The organism is Sphingopyxis sp., from assembly GCF_036261875.1.
Lineage (GTDB): Bacteria > Pseudomonadota > Alphaproteobacteria > Sphingomonadales > Sphingomonadaceae > Sphingopyxis.
The window spans coordinates 59,479-83,764 of record NZ_DATAJZ010000028.1; the positions used below are offsets into that span (position 1 = coordinate 59,479).

Below are 24,286 nucleotides of genomic sequence, written 5' to 3' on the forward strand. Positions count from 1 at the left end.
GAATGCAGGTCAGGCTCGACCGATCATTGCGGGAGTGTGAAATAGAGGCTACGGCTACCAAGGGTTTTTCGCACTCGTGCGATCTCGTCGCGAGCGATCATCCGCAGATGCACTTCATCCGGACCATCGACGAAACGCAGCGCGCGCGCCCAGACGAGGAAGCCCGCCAGCGGCGTGTCATTGGTCAAGCCCATCGCACCAAAAACCTGGACGGCGCGGTCGATGACTCGGCTTTGCAGCCGCGCCGCAGCGACCTTGATCGCCGACACGTCGATCTTGGCCGCCTTGTTCCCGTCGCGGTCGAGCACCGACGCGGCGCGTAGCACGAGCAGTCGGAGTTGATCGATCTCGATCCGCGACAGGGCAATCCAGTCCTGGATATTGGCATAGTCGGACAGATATCGATTGTGGACACGCCGCTCGAGCACGCGTTCGCACATCAGGTCGAGCGCCAGTTCGCACTGGCCGATCGTGCGCATGCAATGATGGATTCGGCCCGGCCCGAGGCGGGCCTGCGCCAGAGCAAAACCCGCCCCTTCGCCGCCCAGCAGGTTGGCGACCGGCACCCGCACGTCGCGATACAGCAGTTCGCAATGTCCCCCGACCGCCAGATGGTTGAGGACGGGACCCCGAACGCAACCTCGGCGGATTGGGAAGCGCTAAGTACGGCGGCCCCCGCGAGTGGTGCGGGTTTCGCCGAGACATGCAAAGCAACCGGAGAGCTTCAGCCTGCAGAAGCAGGCGGCCCGCAGCGCAGTATCTTACGTCTGTTTGATACAGAAGCGCAGGCCGGACAGTTGGAGCTTGTTGTTCGCGCCCTGCTCGAACCCTGGATCAGGACCAAACCTGAAGGGGGTCTGAGATGAAGGCTTCGCTAGAGACTTGCATTGGCGATTAACGGCCATCTAGCTAAATGGCAGCTTTCAGGCCTTCGCGGTAGCGTCAGGAATTGCAAGAATGAGGCGCAAATCAGCCGTTCTTCGACTTCGAAAAGGCTTCAAATGGCAAGTTCCAGCGAGTTATAACAATGGTGTGCCCGCGAAAGCGGGAACCCAGAGCGTGCGTTGGCTAGCCCCACTCTGGGTTCCCGCTTTCGCGGGAATGACCAAGGTGGGCAGGGGCAGCTCCCCACCCCAAAGCTGGCCGCCTACAGCCGCTCCGCCTGCACCACGCTGTCCGACGCGCGCAGTGCCGACAGGATGCGCATCACGTGCTGGACGTCGCGCACCTCGACGACGACGTCATAGGTGTGGAAATCGCCCTCGCGGTTCGACAGCCGCAAATTGGTGATGTTCGCCGAATTGGCGGCGAGGATGCCCGACATTTCGGCGAGCGTGCCGGGCTCGTTGAGGATGACGACGCAAAGCCGCGCGTTGCCGCCCTCGCTGTCCTCCTGCCAGCGGAGGTCGATCCAGTCGGCATCGACCCCGTCGGCCAGGCTCGGGCAGTCGATGACATGCACCTCGATCCCCTCGCCGGGGCGCGACAGGCCGACGATGCGGTCGCCGGGTACCGGGTGGCAGCAATCGGCAAGCTGATAGGCGACCCCCGGCGTCAGCCCCGCGATCGACACCGCGGCGCCCTGGACGAGCTTGCCGGGCTTGCTCTTCATGTCGGCAGTGATGCCGGGGACCAGCGCCTCGAGCAGCGCATTGTCCGACACGCGCTGCTTGGCGATCGCGACATAGAGCGCGCTGTCGTCCTCGAGCTTCAGCCGGGTCAGCGCCGCGGCGCGCGCCTTGTCGCCGACCTTGTTGGGAAGGCGGCGGGCGATCTCGTCGTACATCTTGCGCCCGAGCGCGGCGAGCTCGACCTTTTCCTTCGAGCGGACGTGGCGGCGGATCGCGGCGCGTGCCTTGCCGGTGACTGCGAAGCCCAGCCACGCAGGCTGCGGGGTCTGCTTGTCCGATGAAAGAATCTCGACCGTGTCGCCGTTCGCGAGCTGGGTGCGCAGCGGCACCAGCCGGCCGTTGACCTTGGCTCCGACGGTGCGGTCGCCCAGCCCGGTGTGGACGGCATAGGCGAAATCGACCGGCGTCGCGCCCTTGGGAAGCTGGTGCAGGCTGCCCTTCGGGGTGAAGGCGAAGATGCGGTCCTGATACATCGCGATGCGCGTATTTTCGAGGAACTCGTCGGGATCGTGCGTCTGTTCGAGGATTTCGAGCAGATCGCGAATCCACCCCGCCTGTCCGTCGGGCGCCGCGCCGCCCTGTTTATAGGCCCAGTGCGCCGCCAGCCCGAACTCCGATTGCTGGTGCATGTCGAGGCTGCGGATCTGGATCTCGATCCGCATATTCTGCTGGTGCATGATCGTCGTGTGCAGCGACTTGTAGCCGTTGCGCTTGGGGGTCGAGATATAATCCTTGAAGCGCCCCGGCACCATCTTCCACTTGCCGTGGATCAGCCCCAGCGCGGCATAGCAGTCGGCGGTCGTCGGGGTAACGATGCGAAAGGCGATGATGTCGGTCACCTGCTCGAAACTGACGTGGCGCTCCTGCATCTTGCGCCAGATCGAATAGGGATGCTTCTCGCGCCCCGACACCTCGGCCTCGATCCCGTGTTTCGCTAGCAATTCCTTGAAATCGCGGCTGATCGCGGCGACCTGGTCCTTGCCGCCCGCGGTCAGCTTGGCGAGGCGGCCGGTGATCGTCGCATAGGCCTCGGGCTCCAGCTCGCGAAAGGCGAGAAGCTGCATCTCGCGCATATATTCATACATGCCGATCCGCTCGGCGAGCGGGGCATAGATATCCATCGTCTCCTTGGCGATGCGGCGGCGCTTGTCGGGATTCTTGATGAAATGGAGCGTGCGCATATTGTGCAGCCGGTCGGCGAGCTTGACCAGCAGCACGCGGATGTCGCCCGACATGGCGAGCAGGAATTTCCGCAGATTCTCGGCCGCGCGCTCGTTCTCGGTCTGCGCCTCGATCTTGCTCAATTTGGTGACGCCGTCGACGAGGCGGCCGACGTCGCTGCCGAACAATCGCTCGATCTCCTCGGGCGTGGTCAGCGTATCCTCCAGCGTGTCGTGGAGCAGCGCGGTGACGATCGTCTCGCTGTCGAGGTGGAGATCGGTCAAAATGCCCGCGACCTCGACCGGATGGCTGAAATAGGGGTCGCCCGACGCGCGCTTCTGGCTGCCGTGCTTCTGCACGGTGAAGACATAGGCGCGGTTGAGCAGCCCCTCGTCGACGTCGGGATCATAAGCGCGCACGCGCTCGACCAGTTCATATTGCCTCAGCATCGCTATCAATGTCGTTCATGCGGACTTAATTGCAATGCGAAATTTGCTGTCGCTTCTTCGCGAGCCCCGGCAATTTTGACAAAGCCTGGCGGAAGCATCGTTCGTGACCGCCTGCAACGGCGCGCGCATTGAAAAGGCCGCCGGCTCCGGGGAGCGGGCGGCCTTCCGATGGTCCGGGCGGGATAGAGGGGAGAAGCGCCCGGCCGGACGGGCTATTTGCCGTTGCAGCGCGCGAGGTCTTCGGGCGTGATCGCCGCGCCGTCGACCGTGAAACTCTTCACTTCGCCGGCTACACGAGCGAGGCTCGCGCACATGATCAGCGGACGGCTCGTTCCGCGGCCGGCGACGCAATGGACGCCGTCGCAGGCCCATACGACGTCGCGCGCCACGAATTTGGCCTTCGGTGCCGGATTGGCGAGTTCGGCGCGATAATAGGCGCTGCCGGCTGCGCCGGCGGCAACCGGCGCGAAAGCGGCGGCGAGAAAGGGCAGCGCAAGCGCCGCTGTTGAAAGTTTCGACATGGGGAGTCCTCCTGTTTTCCTGGGCAGCGCAAAGCGCTGCACGATGCGATGTAGGACATGAGTTGCAAATTGCAACGGACGCCATATATTTTTTGTGCGGGGGGCGATTTTACGTTAGTGCTAGGCTCATGGGAAAATTACGCGAACCGTTGAACGACATTTACGGCAATAATTGCGCGCTGCCGCTCGCGCTCGAGGCGATGGGCGAGCGCTGGTCGTTCATGATCCTTCGCGCCGCCTTCAACGGCGTCCACCATTTCGAGGAGTTTCAGCAGGAGCTCAGCATCGCGCGCAACATCCTGTCGAACCGGCTGTCGAAACTCGTCGACCATGGCATCATGGAGCGCGAGGTGATGGCCGAGGATCGCCGCAAGGTGCTTTATCAGCTTACGCAGAAGGGCGTCGAACTGCTGCCCGCGATGATCGCGCTGCGCCAGTGGGGCGAAAAATGGGGCGCCGGCGTCGCCTCGACCCCGGTGCTCGTCGACACGAGCGACGAGCAGCCGATCGGCCCGGTGACGATCACCGCACACGACGGCCGGCCGCTCGGCTATGGCGAGCTGGTGTGGAAGCATCGCTCGGAGCTGCAGCCGCTCGGACAGGCCCGCGTACGGATGGCTCCGGTCGCGGCCGAATGACCCCCGGCGCCGCGCGCACGCTTCGCATTTCCCTTTCCGGAGGCTGATCATGGCGAGCCAGCCAGCATCGCAGCCGGCGTCGATGCCGCTGTTCGGCTTTTCCTCGCCCGGCCCCTTTTTCGGCAACAAGGTGCGGGCGTTCTGGAACCTCCAATTCCTGGGCTGGGCCGCATGGCTCGGCCTGCGCGGGGTGTCGGGACTCGCCAACGGACAATCCTTCACCTTTCTCATCCCGCAGGTGATTTCGGCGATCACCGGCTTTTCGCTGACGCTGATCCTGTCGGTCTGCTATCGCGCGCTGATCAACCGGCGTCCGATCCTGATGTGGGGCGTCAGCTTCGGCCTCGCGGGGCTGGCGACGATGCTCTGGGCGTTCATCGACGCGTGGGTCTCGCAGATCCAGAATCCGGCGAGCGAAGCGGGCTTCACCAGCCTGCTGCTCGGCGCGATCTATATCGACGCGACCTCGCTCGGCGCCTGGTCGGCGCTTTATTTCGCGATCAATTATTTCCTCCAGCTCGAGGAGCAGAACGACCGGATGCTGCGGCTCGAGGCGCAGGCCGCCTCGGCGCAGCTCGCGATGCTGCGCTATCAGCTCAATCCGCATTTCCTGTTCAACACGCTGAACAGCATCTCGACGCTGGTATTGCTCAAACAGTCCGAACCCGCGAACGCGATGCTGTCGCGCCTGTCGGCCTTCCTGCGCTACACGCTCGCCAACGAGCCGACCGCGCAGGTGACGCTGGCGCAGGAGGTCGAGACGCTGAAGCTCTACCTCGATATCGAGAAGATGCGCTTCGAGGACCGGCTGCGCCCGCATTTCAACATCGATCCCGCTGCGCAGCGCGCGCGGCTGCCGTCGCTGCTGCTCCAGCCGCTGATCGAGAATGCGATCAAATATGCTGTCACCCCGCAGGAGGAGGGCGCCGATATCACGCTCTCGGCTCAGCTTGCCGGTGAAAAGGTTCGGATTACCGTGTCCGACACGGGGTCGGGATTGTCAGAGGGGGCCGTCGATCCCACGACGGGCGTTGCAACGGAATCAACCGGTGTGGGTTTAGCCAATATCAGGGACCGGCTGGCGCAGGCTTATGGCGACCAGCAACGGTTCGAGGTGCAGTCGGGCGCCGATGGCGGCTTCACGGTGATTATCGAGATTCCGTTCCAGCCCGACGGACAAGTGACGATTGGAACCGAACGCACATGACGATCAGAACCATCCTGGTGGATGATGAAAAATTGGCGACCCAGGGCCTGCAACTGCGGCTCGAAGCGCACGGAGATGTCGAAGTCGTCGACACCGCCCAGAACGGCCGCGAGGCCATCCGAAAGATCAAGACCCACAAGCCCGACCTCGTCTTCCTCGACATCCAGATGCCGGGCTTCGACGGCTTTTCGGTGATCCAGGGGCTGATGGAGGTCGAACCGCCGCTCGTCGTCTTCGTCACCGCTTATTCGGACCATGCGATCCGCGCCTTCGAGGCGCAGGCGGTCGACTATCTGGTCAAGCCGGTCGAGCCCGAACGGCTCGCCGACGCGCTCGACCGCGTGCGCCAGCGGCTGGCCGAAAAGCGCGGCGTTGCCGAGGTCGAGCGGTTAAAGACCGTGCTCGCCGAAGTCGCGCCCGAGGCGGCCGACGATTATGATGCCGAGGTCCAGCCCGACGCGCACGCTGCCGACCGCTATGAAAAGATGATCAACATCAAGGATCGCGGCCAGATTTTCCGCGTTGATGTCGACAGCATCGAGCGCATCGACGCCGCGGGCGACTATATGTGCATCTACACCGCCGACAACAGCCTGATCCTGCGCGAGACGATGAAGGATCTGGAAAAGCGGCTCGACCCGCGCAACTTCCAGCGCGTCCACCGCTCGACGATCGTCAACCTGTCACAGGTCAAGCAGGTCAAGCCGCACACCAACGGCGAATGCTTTCTCGTCCTCGGCTCGGGCGCGCAGGTGAAGGTCAGCCGCAGCTATCGGGATGTGGTCGCGCGCTTCGTGCATTAGAAAGTTTCGCACGAAGACACAAAGACACGAAGAGGTCGTGTTTGCCGCAAAGCGGCTTTCCTCTGCTCCACATTGCGATTGGCGGCGCCGATGAAAGAAAAGGGGCCTATTGGCCCCCGCTGGCCTCTTCGTGTCTTTGTGTCTTCGTGCGAAACAAGAAATGCGGCGAGCTTAGAGCTGGTGTCCCGTCCGGTCGCGCTTCGTTGCCAGATATTGCTCGTTATATTTGTTCGTCGGCAGTGCGAGCGGGATGCGTTCGACCACCGCGACGCCTTCCTTCTCCAGCCGCGCGACCTTTTCGGGATTGTTGGTCATCAGCCGGATGCGCGGGATGCCCAGCAGGTCCAGCATTCGCCCGGCGATCGCGAAATCGCGCGCCTCGACCGGAAAGCCGAGCCGCAGATTGGCGTCGACCGTGTCATACCCCTGATCCTGCAGCGCATAGGCGCGCAGCTTGTTGACCAGCCCGATCCCGCGCCCCTCCTGCCGCAAGTAGAGCAGCACCCCCCACGGCGCGTCGGCCATCGCGTGGAGCGCGGCGTGGAGCTGCGGTCCGCAATCGCATTTGAGGCTGCCGAGCACGTCGCCGGTCAGGCATTCGCTGTGCAGCCGCACGACCGGCGGCTGGCCGTCGCGCTTGCCGATGATCAGCGCGACATGGTCCGATGCTTCCTCGGGGCTGCGAAAGGCGACGATCTCGGCGCTCTCGCTTGCCTCAACGGGCAGGCGCGCCCGCGCCGCGATTTCGAGCCGCGCCGGGTCGAGCAGCGCGACGACGTCGTCGGCGCTGGCTTCGGTTTCGGTCGCGCCCGACGCTGCGCGCACGAAGAAGGCGGGGAGCAGCCCTGCGTGCCGCGCCATCGTCATCGCCGCCGAGGCCGCCGAATCGCTGCCGGTGGGCATGGTGCGAAAGGGGCCTTTCAGCGGATGCGCGAGGTCGAGCGCCGGATCGGCGATGGCGAGTGCTGCCGCGACACTATCGGCGGCATTTGAAAGCCGCACCGGCCCCGGCGTTGCGGCGGCGCGCTGGTTGGTAAGCTTCAGCGTCACCGCGCGCTCGCCCGAGATCAGCACGTCATGGCTGCCGAACGCCGTCAGCGCCGCGTCGCGCGCGCTTTCGACCGCGATCAGGTCGAGCGCGCCATCGCCGCCGCCGATCCGGAACGGCCACCCCCGGCGCAGCGCGTCGATCGCGCGCGCGGCTCTCCGGGCGCCCATATCCTTTGGCGCATCGCTCAAATGGCAAACTCCGTCACCAGCGGAATATGATCCGACGGCCGCTCCCAGCTCCGCGCCGGCTGCACCACCCGGTGCGAAACCGCTTTCGGGGCCAGGTCGGGGGTCGCCCACATATGATCGAGCCGGCGGCCACGGTTCGACGCTTCCCAATCCTTCGCGCGGTAGCTCCACCAGGTATAAAGCGGCGTCGGCGCCGCGACGAAATGGCGGCCGAGGTCGACCCAGTCCGACGCTGCCTGCAATCGTGCGAGCGTTTCGACCTCGATCGGCGTGTGGCTGACGACGTCGAGCAGCGCCTTGTGGTTCCAGACGTCGCTTTCGAGCGGGGCGACGTTGAAATCGCCGGTCAGGATCGTCGGCGTATCGACCAGCGCGCGCGACCAGTCGGTCATGCGGCCGAAGAAATCGAGCTTCTGGCCGAATTTGGGGTTGAGGGTGCGGTCCGCTATGTCGCCGCCCGCGGGGATATAGACATTGTCGAGCCGGACCCCCGACGGCAGCGTGACGCCGATATGTCGCGCCTCGCCGTTCGCCTGCCAGTCATATTTGCGGACGTCGGCTAGCGGCAGCCTGCTGATGATCGCGACGCCATGGTGCATCCGCTGGCCGTTGGTGACGATATGGGTATAGCCGAGCTGCTCGAACATGCCCTTGGGGAACAGGCCGCATTCGACCTTCGTCTCCTGCAGGCACAGAATGTCGGGGGCTTCTTCGCGCAGGAATTTTTCGACGATGCCGATTCGGGCGCGGACGCTGTTGATGTTCCAGGACGCGATGCTTGTCATGCCGTCGGCTCTATCGAGGCCGGATGCGGTTCGCAATGGCGGCACCGAGAATCATAAACCCCCGTTCCAGGGGCGGTGGAACGGGGGTTCAAGGTCAGCGTTCGTCACGCTCTTGAATGAAGACACCGGGCGATCCGGATGGGGCAACAGGGGGAAACCCAAAACCGGAAGCCGTGGTGGCGCCTTCGAGGGTTGGAATAGCCGCCTTTCCCTGTCGCCAAGCTGAACGGGCCGCGCCCCGCCGTCGTTCGTCGGTCAGGGAAGGCCGTTCGTCGATGCCGCGGCGATCACTTGCGCTTGCGCGGGCGCGGATCGGTCCATTTGAACGCCGAGTCGGCGACCGCGACGTTGAACTTCTGGTTGCTGAGGTCGATGCGCGTCCGGTTGTTCTGCGAATCGAGCGCCACCCAGCCACGCAAGCGGAGGCCGGCAGGCGACGATCCGTCGCGGACGAAGACCATCGTGATCGTGCCATATTCGGGGCGTTTCGGGTCCTTCACCTCGACGCTCAGCACGTCGCTGCTGCCGGTGGGCAGCACCTTGGCATATTTCGACAGGTCGCGGTCGGGGTCGAGCAGCGCGCCGAGCGGCGAATTCCTGACCGGCCAGCTCTGCACCTGCTTCACCTGATAGTCGATCATCGTCAGGCGGCTGCCGTCGCCGACGATCAGCAGCGGCACGTCCTTCTGATATTGAAAGCGGATCTTGCCGGGGCGCTTCAGCGTCAGCTTGCCGGTCAGCCGCTGGCCGTTGCGGTCGGTCTGGACGAAATCGGCGGTCATCGAACTCGTCGATTTGAGGTGCGCCTGCACCGACGCCAGCGCGCTCGCCGACTGCGCGATGGCGGGCGCGGCGACCGCAAGGCCGACGGCGGCGAAAGGGGCGATCATCTTCTGAAAGGTCATCTGGCTCTCTGTCTTGCTTGTGGGGCTGCATCATGAGGGTCAGGCATTGAACTCGTCCTGAACTGCCGTTTCATCTCTCCGTCATCCCGGCGAAGGCCGGGATGACGATTTGAGAAATGCTTCAATCCCCCCTATCGCGGCTGGCCATATTGGTCGGTCAGCACGTCGCGGCGGCCGACATGGTTGGGCGGGCTGACGAGTCCCTCCTCCTCCATCCGCTCGATCAGGCGCGCGGCGCTGTTATAGCCGATGCGAAGCTGCCGCTGGAGCCAGCTCGTCGAGGCCTTCTGGCTTTCGGCGACGATCTGGCAGGCCTTGGCATACATGCGGTCCTCGGCGCTGTCGCCGCCCGCGGGGGCGCCTTCCATCGCGAAGCCGCCGTCTTCGGGATCCTCGGTGACGCTCTCGATATAGTCGGGGCGGCCCTGCGCTTTCCAATGTTCGGCGACCTGTCGCACCTCGTCGTCCGACACGAAGGGGCCGTGGATGCGGGTGATCTGCTTGCCGCCGGGGACATAGAGCATGTCGCCCTTGCCGAGCAGCTGCTCGGCGCCCGCCTCGCCCAGGATCGTGCGGCTGTCGATCTTCGAGGTGACGTTGAAGCTGATGCGCGTCGGCAGGTTTGCCTTGATGACGCCGGTGATGACGTCGACCGACGGCCGCTGCGTCGCGAGGATCAGGTGGATGCCCGCGGCGCGCGCCTTTTGCGCGAGGCGCTGGATCAGGAATTCGACCTCCTTGCCCGCGGTCATCATCAGGTCGGCCAGCTCGTCGACGACGACGACGATCTGCGGCAGCGGCTGATAGTCGAGCGCCTCCTCCTCATAGACCGGCTGGCCGGTGTCGGGGTCGTAGCCGGTCTGGACGCGCCGCCCGAGCGACTTGCCCTTGGCAAGCGCCCCGCGCACCTTGTCGTTGTAGGAGGCAAGGTTGCGCACCGACAGCGACGACATCATCCGGTAGCGGTCCTCCATCTGCTCGACCGCCCATTTGAGCGCGCGGATCGCTTTCTTGGGCTCGGTCACCACCGGGGCGAGCAGGTGCGGAATGTCGTCATAGACGCTGAGTTCCAGCATCTTCGGATCGATCATGATCATCTTCACCTGGTCGGGGCCGAGGCGATAGAGGAGCGAGAGGATCATCGCGTTGAGCCCGACCGATTTGCCCGATCCGGTGGTGCCCGCGATCAGCAGGTGCGGCATCGGGGCGAGGTCGGCGATCATCGCATCGCCACTGATATTCTTGCCGAGGATGATCGGCAGCGCGCCATTCTGGTCCTGGAACAGCGCGCTGCCGATGATTTCGTGCAGCACCACCGCCTCGCGGTTCGCGTTGGGCAGCTCGATGCCGATCACCGTGCGGCCGGGGATCGGCGCGATGCGCGCCGACAGCGCCGACATGTTGCGCGCAATGTCGTCGGCGAGGTTCGAGACGCGGCTCGCCTTGGTGCCCGGCGCAGGCTCGAGCTCGTACATGGTGACGACGGGGCCGGGGCGCACCGCGGTGACGACGCCCTTGACCTGGAAATCCTCAAGCACCGATTCGAGCAGCCGCGCGTTGCGTTCGAGCGCCGCCTTGTCGATCTGGCCGCTCCGCCCCTCGGGCGCCGGGGTGAGCAAATCGATCGAGGGAAGCTGGTAATTGGTGAACAGCTCGGTCTGCGGCTTGGCCTTGGGCTTCGACGGTGCCGTGCGTTCAACGGGATCGGCGATCTCGGGCGGCGCGCGGTCGCTCGGCTCGGCGCGCGGACGCGGGCGGATCACGCGCTCCATCAGATTGGGCGCCTTGGCCCCGGCCTCGGCCGCCTTGGCCGGTTCGACGACGCGGCTGCTCGCCGCCGCAGGCAGCTTGAGCCGCGAGGCCCAGCCCTTTTCGAGCCGCAGCGCGCGAAAGGCGAGCCACAGGCCGAGGAGGACCAGCACCACGATCGCCGCGAAGCGCGCGAGCGCCGCGCCGGGTTCGCCGGCAAGCGCGAACAGCGGCGTGATCGCGCCGCCGACGACCAGCGCGATGATCCCACCCCAGCCCGCCGGCATCGGCGCGCCGCTGGCGGGCGCCCATAATTCGGCGCCGAGTCCGACGAGCAGGATGCCGATAAAAGAATAGGCGAGCTGGCGGAGCCAATAGGGTTGAGGTTCCCCAACCCACAGCCGCCACGCCATGACGCCGAGCAAAGGCAGCAACAGCACGACCGGCGCGCCGCCGATCGACAGGCCAAGGTCGGCGAACCAGGCGCCGGGGGCGCCCATCCAGTTCGCGGCATTGCCGTTCGCCGCGGTGTTGAGCGCCGCGTCGGTGCTGTCGTAGGTGACGAAGGCGAGCGTCAGGAACAAGGTGAAGGCAGCGAGCAGCGCCGCCGCCGCGATCACGAGCGACCGGGCGATGCTCTGGCGGAAAATCGTGCGCCAATCAGCCTTTGCGGCGATGGGCTTGCGGCTGGCCATGCTGGAAACGGTCCTCAACTATTAACCACGGCGATATGCACACGGGGCGGACTCGCCGTCAAGCAGCCCCTCGGCGAGGCGTGCAAGCGTGCACGATATTATTCCGAAGTTCAGGAAAGTTCAGCCCAATGCGCGCGCCGGTTCGGGTCTTGCGGCGTGCTGGACGCGCCGCGCGATGGCTGCACCGCAAGCCGGCTAGCGACCGTTTTTGTTCACCAAATGAAAGAGCCGGATGAAGGCTGACACAGCTGGATAATGTAGGAAAGGCCTATTTGGAGCCGATGTCGGCTTAGGGGTGGGGAGCGGACGGTGCCGATCCTCCCCGGCACGGGGAGGATCCGCTTGTCGCCTTCCGCTCGTTTTCAGACGTTCCTCTCTCTTTCGGTCAAACGCCGTCCTTTTCATCCTGCCCCAAAACGCGCTAGGGCGGGTGCATGACCGAACCTCTGCGTAGCGATGTCCTGATCTCCGGTGGCGGCCTCGTCGGACAGGCGCTGGCCCTCGCCCTCGCTCGCCACGGCCTGTCGAGTCAGATCGTTGATCCCGCCGATCCGGTGGCGACGATCGCGCCGGGCTTCGATGGCCGCGCCTCGGCGATCGCGAGCGCGGTGTGGCGGATGTTCGAGGTGATCGGCATCGCCGGCCGGCTCACCGATCACGGCTGCCCGATCCGCGCGATCAAGGTCAGCGACGGCGGGCCAAAGGAAAATGGCGGCGGCGGCGAGCTTGATTTCGTCACCGCCGAGGACGCGCCGGCGCTCGGCACGATGGTCGAGAATCGCCGCCTCCGCCTCGCGCTCGCGGCGGGGATCGCCGAGGCGCCGCTGGTGCGAATCTTTGCGCCCGCGAAGGTCGTGGATCGCGAGGTCGGCGCGCATGGCGTGACGCTGACGCTCGCCGACGGGACGACGCTCGCGGCGCCGCTGCTGATCGTCGCCGAGGGGCGGCGCTCGCCGACGCGCGATGCGGCGGGGTTCAGCATCGCGAGCTGGTCCTATCATCATCACGCGATGATCGGCGCCGTCGCGCACACAAAACCGCACGATCATGTCGCGCACGAAATCTTCTTCCCCTCAGGGCCTTTCGCGCTGCTGCCGCTCGTCGACGACGAGCAGGGGCGGCATCGCTCGGCGTTCGTGTGGACGGTGTCCGAAAAGGATGGGCCGGGCTTCGCGAAGCTCGGCGACCGCGGCTTTACCGCCGAGCTCGAAAAGCGCGCGGGCGGGCTGCTCGGCGCGATGGAACTCGTCGCACCGCGCATGACCTATCCGCTCGGTTTCCATCACAGCGCAAAGATCGTCGCCGACCGCATCGTCCTCGTCGGAGACGCCGCGCACGGCATTCATCCGATCGCGGGACAAGGACTCAACCTCGGCCTGCGCGACGTCGCGGCGCTCACCGAAGTACTCGTCGAGGGCGCACGGCTCGGGCTCGACCTCGGCGACGCGGCGCTGCTCGCGCGCTATCAGCGCTGGCGCGGGCTCGACAATCTGATGGTCAGCCTCGCGACCGACGGCCTCACCCGCCTGTTCGGGATTCCGGGCAAGACCGCGTCGGCGGTGCGTCGCGCCGGGCTCGGCGCCGTGCAGCGACTGCCGGTGCTCAAGCGCTTCTTCATGGACGAAGCGCGCGGCGAGGCGGGCGACCTGCCGCGCCTGCTGGCGGGCGCCGAAATCTGACCCGATCGTCGGCCCCATCCGCGCAGGGGCGACGGATATGGGTTTATACTTAGGCGCCCGGCACGCTCCCGCTAACCATCGCAGCCTATCCCTTGTCCTGCGGGCGGCCAAGCCCGCCCAGGATGGGGAACGACCATGTCGGCCAAAAGCGATGCCCTCGAAGATGCCGTTACCGCATTGATCCAGGCGCGCACCGCGCTCGAAGCGGCGCCGGGACCGCGCGCGCGGGCGCGCGTCGACCGTGCCTTCGCGCGTCTGTTCGCGCTCGCGGCGCCGCGCATCCGCTATTTCACCCGGTCCTACGGCCTCGCCGATATCGCCGAGGATGCCGCGCAAGCGTGCGCGATCGCGCTCCATCGCGCCGCCGAACGCTACGATCCCGCGCGGGCGCGCTTCACCACCTATGTCAATTGGCAGATCCGCGCCGAATTGCAGGCGCTGCGCCTGCGGCTCCACGGCGACCAGCGCTGCGCGGGCCGCCGCGCGGCGGGGGCGGTGCTGTCGCTCGACGCGCTGGCGGAGGCGGGCGGCGATGACGGGCTTGTCGACCCCGGCGCCGAAGCGGCGACCGAGCAGGCCGCCGCCGATGGTCTGGCGAGCCTCGTCGCCGACCGGCTCGTCGCCGACTGGGCGGCGCGCCGCGAAAAGGCGCTGCTGCGCACCCCGCGCGGCGCGGCGGCGCCCGAACGGGTCGCGGCGAAAGCGCACGCGGAAGGCGCACTCGTTCGCCGCCAGCTCACCCATACCAAAGCGCTGATCGAACGGCTCGGCGAGGCCGACCGCCATATCGTGCGCCGCGCCTTCGCCGACATGGCCCGCATGGTGGGCGCCAAGCCGCATTGAGCCGATACAAAGGGCTATTGTAGCGTCGCGCGCCCATCGTCGCCGTCGAAGCGGCCGAAGAATTGCATCATCTGCACGACCAGCTCGGCGCGCGCGTCGATCGGGCTCGCCTCAAGCAGCGCCTGCTTCGCCGCCGCGTCGAACGGCGCGACCTGCGCGATGCCGTTGACCAAGGTCGCATCGTCGAGCTGGCCGACCGAATCCCAGTCGACGACATAACCCTGCCGCGCCGCGAAACGCTTCGCCTCGCGTTCGAGGCTCGCGCGCTCGATGCTCGACAGCACGGCATCCTCTTCGGCCTCGACCTCGATCTCGGCCTCGACCTGACGGAACGGCGTCGTGACGTCGAGTTCGCGCCGGACGCGGAAGCGCGCGACGCCCTCGAGCACCAGATTGAAGCGCCCTTCGTCGAGCGCCTCGACATCGACGATGCGTCCGACGCAGCCGACATCGTAAAGCGCGGGAGGTTCGCGGGCTTCCTCGCCCGGAATCTGGCGCGGCTGGATCATTCCGATCTGGCGGTCGCGCGCGAGCACCTCCTGCACCATCGCCTTGTAGCGCGGCTCGAAGATGTGGAGCGGCAGGTGCAGTCCCGGAAACAGCACCGCGCCGGGCAACGGAAAGATCGCGATCCGCTGGATGGTGAGGGGTGCGGCTTCGGCCATGGCGCGTCAGCCGAACAGGATCAGCGACAGGCGACGGCGCTGCGCCGCGACCCACGGGTCTTCGAGGCCCACGGCTTCGAACAGCGACAGCAGCTTGGCGCGCGCGGCGCCGTCGTTCCATTCGCGATCGGCGGCGACGATGTGGAGCAGATTGTCGGCGGCGGCATCGCGCTGCCCGGCGCCGATCTGCGCCGCGGCAAGATCGAAGCGCGCCTGATGGTCGTCGGGATTCGCCGCGACTGCGGCCTCCAGCCCCGCAAGCTCGCCCGCTTCGGGCGCGTCGGCGGCGAGCGCGAGCGCGCTTTTCGCCTGCGCGATCGCGGGGTCGGCCGCGATCTCGGCGGGCACCGCGTCCAGCGCCGCCTGCGCCGCGCCGGCATCGCCCGCCAGCAGCAGCGCGCGGATCAGCCCGCCGTGCGCCGCGGCATTGTCGGGCGCCATCTGGGCGATCTGCGAAAAAATGCCCGCGGCGCGCGGCCCGTCGCCCTCGGCCAGCACGCCCTCGCCCATCTCGATCAGCGGCGCGATCTCGACCGCGCGGGCGCTCGCCTCGCTCTCGATCGGAAGCTGCGCGAGCAACTGATCGAGCAGCGCCTTGAGCTGGCTCTCGGTCCGCGCATTGGTCAGGTTGGCGACCGGTTGGCCTTGAAAGATCGCATAGACGGTCGGAATCGACTGGACCTGGAACTGGCTGGCGATGAAGCCGTTCGCATCGACATCGACCTTCGCCAGCACGACACCCTTGTCGGCATAATCCGCGGCGACCTTTTCGAGCACGGGCGCAAGCTGCTTGCACGGCCCGCACCATTCGGCCCAGAAATCGAGGATGACGAGGCTTTTCATCGACGGATCGACGACATCGCGGCGGAAGGCTTCGACGGCTTCTTTCTCTTGCGGGTTCAGACCGAGCGTGGCCACGGTGATGATGCTCCTTAGTATATAGGCATGAGCCCAGCGCGCTTCCGCATGGGCGAAAAAGACTCTTCACGCGCTTATGTGGGATTTGGCGCGTCAATGCCAACCCTTCGCGGAAAAAGCGCAAACAGGGCTTGCCGACTCCGAAAGCCGGTGCTAATCGCGCGCCTCACCCGCTGGGAGCCACCCGTTTCCAGCCGCCAGAGCGGGCGTAGCTCAGGGGTAGAGCACAACCTTGCCAAGGTTGGGGTCGAGGGTTCGAATCCCTTCGCCCGCTCCAGTTTTTCCAATATATATCAATGTTTTGGCGCGTATTGCAACGCGTCTTGTCCGGAGACACGTGCTGTCAGTTGCGGCGTTGTCTCCACAGTGTCTCCAAGCGCCGGTGAGTTGTCGGGTGTCGTGGTGGGCGTTGGCGCAGCACCGCAAGCGGGCGGGTGTTGAATGGCCTGCTGCTCGCAGTATGCGTAAGTCACGGGTTCGCATTCTCTCGTTTGCGCCATCGCTCCATAATCTCTGTCGCCAAGCATGACATTGCAGGTGCCGTGTCGAGCAAGATGGATTTCAATTAGATCCAATTCCGGCTCCAGTTGTGGTTGCCTATGGCGAAACACTTGCGGAATTAGGTGCCCGCCCGTCCGTTTAACTAGGGCGAGTGACCGGGCTCCGCTACGTATGTCCAGGCAAATGCTAAAGGTGGTGGTGCGTGCTCCCGAAGCGCGTTTCCTTTGCTCGGTCACTTTTTCAAGGTTGTTCGTCCAATAATAATTGAATTATAAAATGGCCGCCATTTTGGGCGAGGCATAACTTCCCGAGTGCGACTCATTCCGGTCGCGCAATTGGGAAGGAAGAAGCGATGAAGATCCAAAACAGTGAGCTGATCGATCTCGGCGCCATCAGCGTCGAAACCCGCGGCATCGAGCCGCTCGGTCCGGTCGACGAGGATCAGGGCGAACATTATCTGTTCGCCGGTGGCATCTCGGCTGACGACTGAAAGCGATGGCGTGCCGCCGCCGCGCGGCACGCCATTCGCGATGGCTCGCCTGACACGTCCATGTCGCCCCCACTTCGCCCCGGCCTGCACTACCTGCGTATCACCGATAGCTACATTTTCTTCGACCTTCTCGCTGACCGCTACTTCCTGCTGACGAATAGGTCGGCAGAGGCGTTCGAGCGATTCGCGAATGGCTCACCCACCCGTGTTGACGAAGATCATCTGCACCGCCTCGGCCTCACCGGTGAGGCCCAGAAGGGCGCGCTACCGCGCGGTGTTCCAACCGTGACCGCCGCTCGCAGCCTTGTCGACACTCCGCTTGCCGGCGCAGGAATATTCGTCACAATCGCGAGCGTGGCTGCGCAGCGGCGCGCGCGGCGCGACCTCGGTCGCCACCCCCTCGCGCAAATCCTCAGCGATATCTCCTGCGCGCAGCACGAGCTTCCGTTGGCAGGCGACAAGGCGTGCCGGGATGTCGCGGGAGCGTTCCAACGCGCGAAGCGCTATGTGTCGGGAGCCGACCAGTGCCTGCCGCGCGGCATCGCCATGAAACGCATGATGGCCCGACAGGGTCAGACAGTATCGCTGGTATTCGGTGTTACCATGCCGTTCGCCGCGCACAGTTGGGTGCAGGCCGGCAACCTTGTGCTGACCGACCCGCTCGATATCGTTCTCCACTATCAGCCGATCTTTGCTGTCTGATGGCGGGGGGATACCATATCGAGCTCGGGACGAAGTCGAGTGGCCGCGGGTCGCTTGACCGCCCGCCCGACCTGGTTTTGCCCGGTGCCGCGATTTGGTCCCAAGAGCCCTTGATCGTGGCGGGGCCGCGCACCGTCATCATTGGTCGGGTCTTCCGTCGCGGCAAGCCGAGTATGCCTGTCGTCACGCTGGGGCAGGAGGAAGCCGATCACCTCATGAGCGATCGTGCTCACGCACTGCTCGGCCAATACTGGGGCGGTTATGTGATCGTGCATGTCGACGCCGACGATGTCGTGCGCGTGTTTCGTGATCCCTCGGGGCTGCTTCCTTGCTATTTTCGCCGCCGCGCAGAGGACATCGTTCTCGCCGGGTCTGTCACTGATCTTGCCGCGCCCGGTGCTGATGCCGTCGATTTCGTAGAGCTCGCCTTCACTCTCGCGGGCGGCGATCTGCGCGGAAGGCAGACATGTCTCGCTGACATCGAAGAACTGATCGCGGGTGAGTGCCTTGCATTTGACCATGGAAAGGCGTCGACCAAGGCATGGTGGTCACCTTGGGATCATACCGGCGCTCCTGTCATGGAGTTGGAAGACGCCGTCGCCGCGCTTCGAGAGACGGTGACCGATTGCGTCAGGGCATGGGCAGGCGCCTTTCCCGCGATACTGGTCGGGGTATCGGGAGGGCTCGATTCCTCGATCGTGACGGCGGCCGCGGCGCAGTCGGACGCCAGCCTTATTTGCCTCAATCTTGTCAGTTCCGATTTCGATGGTGACGAACGGCGCTATGCGCGCGCGCTCAGCGACCATCTCGGTATCGAACTTGTCGAGGCGGATCGTGAACTCGCGGATATCGATGTTACGCGATCGGCGGCGCCCCACCATCCGTGGCCGGTTGCGCCACTCTACAAGCAGACCAATGAAGAAATTCATCGCCGTCTACTGTCCGCCCGACCGTTCGACGCCTTCTTTACCGGCAATGGCGGCGATGGAATTTTTTTCGGCACGCGGAGCACGATCGCCCTGATCGACCGGCTGCTGGCGCAAGGACCACGGCCATCGCTGGCATCGACGGTGCAGGACATTTCGGTCCTGACCGGCGCCGACGCCGGAACCGTTCTGAAATATGGCTGGGCGCGATATCGCCGCAACCGCGGGCGCCATGCGGCCGGCTATAATTTCTCGGGCCTGAATCGGCAGCTCGCGCGGCGTATCAGAAAACGAGGCGCAACCCACCCGTGGCTCACCGCTCCGGACGACGTTCTGCCCGGAAAAACCGTTCACGCAGCCTATCTGATGCGAGCCCAGAAGGGCGTTGAACTCTACGACCGCGCAACTATGCCGCCCCATATTGCTCCATTGATGTCGCAACCCATCGTCGAACTCTGTTTCGCGATCCCGAGCTGGTTCTGGATCGCGGGCGGTTTGAACCGGGCGGTCGCCCGTAGCGCGTTCGAACCCCTACTCCCTGCGGTCGTTTCAGCGCGGACCCAAAAGGGTGGACCCGGCGATTTTCATCTGTCCATCTATCGGCGGCACCGAGACACCTTGCACGCGCGGCTTCGGGAAGGCGTTCTCGCCGCCTCGGGCATTCTCGATCTCTCGCTGCTCGACGCGCCCGATGATCCGACCTGGCGCGGAACCGAGCGCATCGACCGAATCCTTGCCCTGAGCGCGGCTGAAAATTGGGCGCGCTACTGGAGCGGAGGTTGAAATCATTTTCGCGAAGTCGCGCGGGACCGATCGTTGGATGCCAACTCACCAATTTACAAGCTGGAGGATACGGAAATGGACGTTCAAAATATCGATTTGGATTATGTGCTACTTGGCTCGATTAGCGAGCAGACGCGCGGTGTCGAGGTGGTCGGCCCGGTCGAAGAGGACACCGGCTCACGCTATCTGATTTTCGCGGGGATTGGCGAAGATGATTGAGCGTTTTGGCGTGGCGTGAGGACGCAGCGATCACGCTGACCATTCGCCAGGCGATCCCAGTTGGCAACCCGACCGGCGAATAGTGCGTCAGGATCCCGCACGCCTAGTAGCCAGTAATCAAACCATGCGAGATTCTCGCGCATCGCCTGCAGCCGGTTCGACGGGATATGGAAGACATGTGTCTCGTCCGACGCAGGACTGGTTCCCGGATAATAGCTGAGCTGGGTCGGAACATCCGCGTCGCGCAAAGCCTCAAAAAGCTCGATCTGCGAGGGCGAAGCCGACGCAACCTGCTGCAACACCGCTGCACAGATCTTACGGGCGTTCAGCGACGGCGCGAACCGGCGATAGTGGTCAATATTGTCGCCGAGCGGACCGCCGCCGTAAACCGGATCGTAGCTTGCGCGCGCGCCTGCATAGCCGCTTGGTTCCAAGAACCCGCCGTCTCCGCTCGATGCGGCGCGAAACAGGCGCGAATTTGTGATCGCGACATTGACCATCTGCGAGCCCCGGCTGTAGCCCGCGATGCCAAGACGATTTGGATCGATCAGCCCCTCTGTGCTGAGGTCTTTTACGGCATCCTCGATGCTGTGGATGCCGTTGAGCCATATGCGTTGGCGAACGGTGTCGGGGTCGGGCGGCCCCTTGCCGCGCATCCAGGCACGATAGGCATCCATCAGTTCATCGGATTGCCGGGGCGAAGGATCATTGAGCAGCAGTACGACATAGCCGCGCTCGGCAAACAGCTGCACGGGGTAATTCCACTGATTGCCCGGTTCGGAGAATCGCTCGTCGGCGTCACTGCCGTGAGTCACGACCAGCGCCGGATACCGCTCGCCTTCGCGATAGCCGCGCGGAAGCACGACATAACCTTGTGCTCTGTAGCCGTCGCGGCTGACGAAGCTTCTCGGAATCACCCGGAGCGGCTCTATGGCATCATGTCTCGACGAGATCGAATCAAGCCGCCGCGCCGCCCCTGTGCGCAAGTCAATATGGATGAGGCGCGGAGGAATGGTCATTCCTTCCTCCACGCAGACGGCCGTTGCGAGGGCGCCATCAAATCCGCAACGCGTGAGGCTCGCACCCGTGTCGATTACGCGGACAGCGTTTCGTTCAAGGACCGCGAGGCCATAGCGAAGATCCTCGGTCCCTCTCGTACCGAGAACAACGCGCCTGCCGTCGGCGCTCATTTTCCAGCCTGCCGCGCGGGGATCGCCGATTTCGAAGGCAACGGGTCCATAGCTATGGCGACGGCCGTCCGATGACGTCTCGACCAGCTCGAGTTTCTTGTCCACGCCCGTCGTGGCAAGCTGGCCGCCATGCGGGCCCACCAATATCCACATTGAAAGCAAATCGCGCTGGCTCGCCAGTTTGCTGATCGCTTGCTTCGTGCGGTCCCACGCCCACAGTTCGAACTTGCCACCTAGCGTTCCATCCTGCACTTCGACCCGGAACCGGACCTCGTCGTTTTGCCAGACGATGCGACCGCCGCCGCGGGTCGCGACGCGATCGGTCGATGGTCGGGTCGCAATACGAACCGCCGCCCCGTCTGGTCCGCGCAGAAGATAGTCGACCTCGACTTCAATCGCCGAGCGTCGCCGGTTTCGCAGCGCGCTGACCTCATCGTCAAAGCGCACCCGGCCTGCGCCGGGCTTCGCTTTGATCAATGAGTACCAGAGCCATTTGCCGTCGGGCGACCAGTCATAGTCGAGAACACCGATGCGCGAGGGCCGCATTCCTCCGCCGATCGGGAAGGACATATCCGCCTTGCCGACCGGCACGGGAGAGGGATTGACGATTAGCGGCCGCACTGCGCCTTCGTTATCCATCCGATAGAGTTGCAGACCGTCGCCGAAATCGAGAAGGGCGCTCCAGTCGGGCGTGCCGGGAATAGGCCGAAGCGACTTCGCGGCTTCGACAGTCAATATGGTGCGCGTCCGTCCGGTCGCCACATCGACGGTTCGAACATGCGATCGCGGCCGTCCGGCCGCGATATCGGCAATGTCCACCGCGTAGATGGCGCGCTTGCCATCGTGGGCAAGGGCGATCTCGTTCACTTCGGGAACGGTGAGGATGTCTTCGATCGTCCAAGGCCTGCCCTTGCTCTCCCCCGCCGCGATGGCAGGAGAGAGCGCCGCGGCGGCAAGGAACGCCGCGGCCGGGAGGCCGGATCGGAACAAGGGTTTCATTTCCCCGCTCCTCACCAGTCGCGACTGATCGTGACGCCGAGGAAACGTCCGACTGCCGAATAGTTGGTCGAATCGAAGGGCGTGTCGCTTGGCGAGGCAACGGCTGTCGGTTCCGGCTTCGCATTGAAGATGTTGAGCGCGTTCACCGTGACTTCGGCGACGCCGCCAATCTTCATGCGCGCCGAAAGGTCGAGTGTTGCGATCGACGAAATATTGACCGGCGTCGTTCGGCGCCGATCGGTTACGCCGCCCGTGAAATTCAGGAAGGACGCCAGCGTAAAGCGCGCGCCGCCGAAGGTCGCCCCGCCGCGCGCGCGAAAATGCGGCGCGTTGAAGATCGTGCCGGCAAGATCGGCAACCGGGAGGCCAGGCAACAATTGCTGCCGGCTGTCGAGCCACGTTCCGCTGGCCGTCAGAGTCAGCGTCTCTGCACCGATAGGAGCCCGGTAGCGCAGCGACAGGTCGGCGCCTTTGAAGCGCTGCGAAGCGATGTTCCGGTCGCGCCCGTCGAGCAGCGCGATGACATTTGCCGGATTGTACGAACCCGTCGTTCCATTGCCGAGCGGATCAGCTGCTCCCGCGATCGCCGCGGCCTGCAGAGCCGGCGACGGGTTGAAGGCTATGAGGTCGGCGAACAGCGGATTGGTCAGCGTGCCGAGTGGTGAGCCAAAAGGCGGCGCGACCCGATCACGATATCCGATCCGGAACAGGCTCGTCACGATCTGTAGTCGTGATGACGGCCTGAACGTCGCGCTCAGCGTCATATTTTCGGAGCGCTCGGGGCCGATGTCGGGATTCCGCCCGCCGAGATAGATATAGGTCGAACCCGGCGGGAACAGCGTACCATATCCGGTTACCGGGAGGAGTACCGGCGTGTAACCGCTATATTGCTGGTTGAGTGTCGGCATCTTGAACGACCGGCCCCATGATGCCCCCAAGCTGAATTCCGCGACCGGCGCGTAAACGAAGCCCAGCTTCGGCACGATGATGCTTCCGGCATCGGAATAATCTTCCCACCGGACCGCCGCCGTCAGCGATGCACGATATGCGACGGGGAGATTTTGGGCGGGGCTCACCAGGGGCAGGAACAGCTCGCCATAGGCGTAGCGATTGTCCCGGCGTCCCGAAAAGTCTCTGCCATTGACCGTCGCGGCAAGGCGGTTCCGGCGCCAGCCGCCGCCCGCCGCGAGCCGGAGGTCGCCGGCGGGAAGGGCAAAGAGGGGACCCTCCACCCCCGCTTCGAAGCTGAGGCTGCGATTGTTGAAAACTCTGAGCGGAAGCGTCGCCACCCCGTTGGTAAAGTTCTGCGTTACGCCGAGCGTCTTGTCGGTGCCGTAGAAGGCCGTGACGCTTGCGTTCCAGTCGCTGCCGAGGTCCGCTTCGAGTGTCGGAGCGATGCCAAAAGTCTCGAACTCATTGTTCACGATCGTCCCGCGCGTGGTGATCGGACGATCCACGAACAACCCCCGAACCGACCCCATGTCTCCTCGTTTGTAGAGTGCGTCCGCCTTGAGCTTGATGCCCGGCGACAATTGCTGGTGACCGCTCAAAAGAAAACTGTGACGCTTGAGGCGCGGATAGAGCGTGGATGCCGGGTTGCTCGCCGTCGCGTAGCTGCGGTCTCGGGCCAGAATCGCGCTATTGTCGAAATAGTCATAGGTGGCGAGGAATCCGCCACCCTCCCATTTCACACCGCCAAGCAGATTATATTGCTGCTGAAAATTACCGCCGTCGGTCGAGCCGCCTAGCCGCACGCTCGTCGTGATCCCGTCATAATCCTCGCGCAGCAATATGTTCACCACGCCCGCCACCGCATCGGCGCCATAGATAGCGGAGGCGCCGTCGGTAACGATTTCGATCCGCTCGACTGCTGCGGCCGGAATAGCGCTCACGTCGATGACGCTCTGGGTGCCGCTATAGGCAAAGCGGTTGCCGTTGAGCAAAGTCAGCGTCGCATTGGCTCCGATGCCGCGCAGGTTGAATGTCGAGGCTCCGTTGACATTCCCATTTTCATTCTGGACGCCCTGCCCTGAACCGATCCCCGGGTTCTGACCGCCTCCGAAATTCTGAGGCAGGCTGCGCGCGACCTCGCCAAGATCGGCGTGCCCGGCGTTGCGGATATCCTCGGCCGTGACTTCGATGACCGGCGCCGCAGCGGGGGCGCCCGCGATGCGCGAGCCGGTGACGATGATGGGGTCTGCCTCGATGGGAGGCGTGAATGGAACGGACGTGTCGCTCAGAATGACCACGGACCGGTTATCGAACCGAGCCGTGAGCCCGCTCCCTTCCAGAAGGGCTGCGATGGCTTCGCGCGGGGTCAGCTGGCCCTTCAATGCAGGCGCGGTCTTTCCCTCGAGATCGCGCGAGGCGGCATAGAGTTCGATATCAGCCAACTCTGCGGCGCCGCGCAATGCATCCCCGAGATCCTGCGCGGGCATATCGTAGGACTGGCGCTGTTGCTGGATGGCCAACGCAAGCCCTGGTGACAAACAGGCAGCACTTCCGACCAGCAACGCTACCAACGAACGGGACTTCTTCAACATCATCACTCCCCCATATTCTCGGCCCTGCTTCAGGCAGGCGGCCAG

General features: G+C 64.7%; 20 protein-coding genes and 1 tRNA gene. 10 read left to right on the top strand and 11 right to left on the bottom strand.

What is annotated here, in order from left to right; genetic code table 11:
- Nucleotides 1–23: 23 nt before the first annotated feature.
- The 3 genes from VHO04_RS13460 to VHO04_RS13470 all read right to left on the bottom strand — a co-directional run bounded on the left by VHO04_RS13460 (nucleotide 24) and on the right by VHO04_RS13470 (nucleotide 3,762).
- Nucleotides 24–566, bottom strand: coding sequence for an acyl-CoA dehydrogenase family protein (locus VHO04_RS13460; protein ID WP_329628758.1), 543 nt, complete (start codon nucleotides 564–566; stop codon nucleotides 24–26).
- 581 nt (nucleotides 567–1,147) lie between these two features.
- Nucleotides 1,148–3,241, bottom strand: coding sequence for a bifunctional (p)ppGpp synthetase/guanosine-3',5'-bis(diphosphate) 3'-pyrophosphohydrolase (locus tag VHO04_RS13465; protein ID WP_329628759.1), 2,094 nt, complete (start codon nucleotides 3,239–3,241; stop codon nucleotides 1,148–1,150).
- Between the two features lie 212 nt (nucleotides 3,242–3,453).
- Nucleotides 3,454–3,762 (bottom strand): CC_3452 family protein, encoded by a 309-nt coding sequence (locus tag VHO04_RS13470; protein ID WP_329628760.1) that lies wholly within the window; start codon nucleotides 3,760–3,762, stop codon nucleotides 3,454–3,456.
- Between the two features lie 128 nt (nucleotides 3,763–3,890).
- Here VHO04_RS13470 and VHO04_RS13475 point away from each other — a divergent pair, with 128 nt between their 5' ends.
- Genes VHO04_RS13475 through VHO04_RS13485 form a run of 3 tightly spaced genes read left to right on the top strand, consistent with a single transcriptional unit; the run spans nucleotide 3,891 to nucleotide 6,410 of the window.
- Nucleotides 3,891–4,400, top strand: a complete 510-nt coding sequence (locus VHO04_RS13475; protein ID WP_297661479.1) for a winged helix-turn-helix transcriptional regulator — start codon at nucleotides 3,891–3,893, stop codon at nucleotides 4,398–4,400.
- A 49-nt stretch (nucleotides 4,401–4,449) separates the two neighbouring features.
- Nucleotides 4,450–5,607, top strand: a complete 1,158-nt coding sequence (locus VHO04_RS13480) for a sensor histidine kinase (RefSeq protein ID WP_414713115.1) — start codon at nucleotides 4,450–4,452, stop codon at nucleotides 5,605–5,607.
- Nucleotides 5,604–6,410 carry a LytTR family DNA-binding domain-containing protein gene (locus VHO04_RS13485; protein ID WP_329628761.1) on the top strand — a complete coding sequence of 269 codons (807 nt, stop codon included), beginning with the start codon at nucleotides 5,604–5,606 and terminating at the stop codon, nucleotides 6,408–6,410. Before VHO04_RS13480 ends, VHO04_RS13485 begins: the two co-directional genes overlap by 4 nt.
- 171 nt (nucleotides 6,411–6,581) lie before the next feature.
- On the opposite strand, the gene ribA is transcribed toward VHO04_RS13485, so the two are convergent.
- The 4 genes from ribA to VHO04_RS13505 all read right to left on the bottom strand — a co-directional run bounded on the left by ribA (nucleotide 6,582) and on the right by VHO04_RS13505 (nucleotide 11,783).
- On the bottom strand, nucleotides 6,582–7,628 hold the full coding sequence (ribA, locus tag VHO04_RS13490) for a GTP cyclohydrolase II (protein ID WP_329628798.1): 1,047 nt from the start codon (nucleotides 7,626–7,628) through the stop codon (nucleotides 6,582–6,584).
- Between the two features lie 17 nt (nucleotides 7,629–7,645).
- Nucleotides 7,646–8,434 (bottom strand): exodeoxyribonuclease III, encoded by a 789-nt coding sequence (locus VHO04_RS13495; RefSeq protein WP_329628762.1) that lies wholly within the window; start codon nucleotides 8,432–8,434, stop codon nucleotides 7,646–7,648.
- A gap of 287 nt (nucleotides 8,435–8,721) precedes the next feature.
- The gene (locus tag VHO04_RS13500; RefSeq protein ID WP_414713116.1) at nucleotides 8,722–9,324 is read right to left on the bottom strand and encodes a LolA family protein; all 603 of its coding nucleotides are present in this window, start codon (nucleotides 9,322–9,324) and stop codon (nucleotides 8,722–8,724) included.
- A gap of 146 nt (nucleotides 9,325–9,470) precedes the next feature.
- Nucleotides 9,471–11,783 (bottom strand): FtsK/SpoIIIE family DNA translocase, encoded by a 2,313-nt coding sequence (locus VHO04_RS13505; RefSeq protein WP_329628764.1) that lies wholly within the window; start codon nucleotides 11,781–11,783, stop codon nucleotides 9,471–9,473.
- A gap of 434 nt (nucleotides 11,784–12,217) precedes the next feature.
- Here VHO04_RS13505 and VHO04_RS13510 point away from each other — a divergent pair, with 434 nt between their 5' ends.
- Together VHO04_RS13510 and VHO04_RS13515 are read left to right on the top strand one after the other, a co-directional pair.
- Nucleotides 12,218–13,462: a UbiH/UbiF/VisC/COQ6 family ubiquinone biosynthesis hydroxylase gene (locus VHO04_RS13510; protein WP_329628765.1), complete on the top strand. Its 1,245-nt coding sequence runs from the start codon at nucleotides 12,218–12,220 to the stop codon at nucleotides 13,460–13,462.
- A 135-nt stretch (nucleotides 13,463–13,597) separates the two neighbouring features.
- Nucleotides 13,598–14,305 (top strand): sigma factor, encoded by a 708-nt coding sequence (locus tag VHO04_RS13515; RefSeq protein ID WP_329628766.1) that lies wholly within the window; start codon nucleotides 13,598–13,600, stop codon nucleotides 14,303–14,305.
- 14 nt (nucleotides 14,306–14,319) lie between these two features.
- Here the strand turns inward: VHO04_RS13515 and VHO04_RS13520 are convergent, their stop codons facing one another.
- Both VHO04_RS13520 and VHO04_RS13525 read right to left on the bottom strand, forming a co-directional pair.
- Nucleotides 14,320–14,970 (bottom strand): LON peptidase substrate-binding domain-containing protein, encoded by a 651-nt coding sequence (locus VHO04_RS13520; RefSeq protein WP_329628767.1) that lies wholly within the window; start codon nucleotides 14,968–14,970, stop codon nucleotides 14,320–14,322.
- 6 nt (nucleotides 14,971–14,976) lie between these two features.
- Nucleotides 14,977–15,888 carry a tetratricopeptide repeat protein gene (locus VHO04_RS13525; protein WP_329628768.1) on the bottom strand — a complete coding sequence of 304 codons (912 nt, stop codon included), beginning with the start codon at nucleotides 15,886–15,888 and terminating at the stop codon, nucleotides 14,977–14,979.
- Between the two features lie 202 nt (nucleotides 15,889–16,090).
- Here VHO04_RS13525 and VHO04_RS13530 point away from each other — a divergent pair.
- The 5 genes from VHO04_RS13530 (at nucleotide 16,091) to VHO04_RS13550 (ending at nucleotide 19,509) form a co-directional block, all read left to right on the top strand.
- A tRNA-Gly gene (locus VHO04_RS13530) sits at nucleotides 16,091–16,165 on the top strand.
- A 576-nt stretch (nucleotides 16,166–16,741) separates the two neighbouring features.
- A complete protein-coding gene (locus tag VHO04_RS13535; protein WP_329628769.1) occupies nucleotides 16,742–16,879 on the top strand; it encodes a benenodin family lasso peptide in 138 nt (45 codons plus the stop codon).
- A gap of 60 nt (nucleotides 16,880–16,939) precedes the next feature.
- The gene (locus VHO04_RS13540; RefSeq protein ID WP_329628770.1) at nucleotides 16,940–17,581 is read left to right on the top strand and encodes a lasso peptide biosynthesis B2 protein; all 642 of its coding nucleotides are present in this window, start codon (nucleotides 16,940–16,942) and stop codon (nucleotides 17,579–17,581) included.
- Nucleotides 17,581–19,290 (top strand): asparagine synthase C-terminal domain-containing protein, encoded by a 1,710-nt coding sequence (locus tag VHO04_RS13545; RefSeq protein WP_329628771.1) that lies wholly within the window; start codon nucleotides 17,581–17,583, stop codon nucleotides 19,288–19,290. Before VHO04_RS13540 ends, VHO04_RS13545 begins: the two co-directional genes overlap by 1 nt.
- 75 nt (nucleotides 19,291–19,365) lie before the next feature.
- On the top strand, nucleotides 19,366–19,509 hold the full coding sequence (locus tag VHO04_RS13550) for a hypothetical protein (protein WP_329628772.1): 144 nt from the start codon (nucleotides 19,366–19,368) through the stop codon (nucleotides 19,507–19,509).
- Here VHO04_RS13550 and VHO04_RS13555 read toward each other — a convergent pair.
- Nucleotides 19,473–21,698, bottom strand: a complete 2,226-nt coding sequence (locus tag VHO04_RS13555; protein ID WP_329628773.1) for a prolyl oligopeptidase family serine peptidase — start codon at nucleotides 21,696–21,698, stop codon at nucleotides 19,473–19,475. The two genes, VHO04_RS13550 and VHO04_RS13555, sit on opposite strands and share 37 nt — an antisense overlap.
- A gap of 11 nt (nucleotides 21,699–21,709) precedes the next feature.
- Nucleotides 21,710–24,244, bottom strand: coding sequence for a TonB-dependent receptor (locus tag VHO04_RS13560; RefSeq protein ID WP_329628774.1), 2,535 nt, complete (start codon nucleotides 24,242–24,244; stop codon nucleotides 21,710–21,712).
- Between the last annotated feature and the right edge of the window lie 42 nt (nucleotides 24,245–24,286).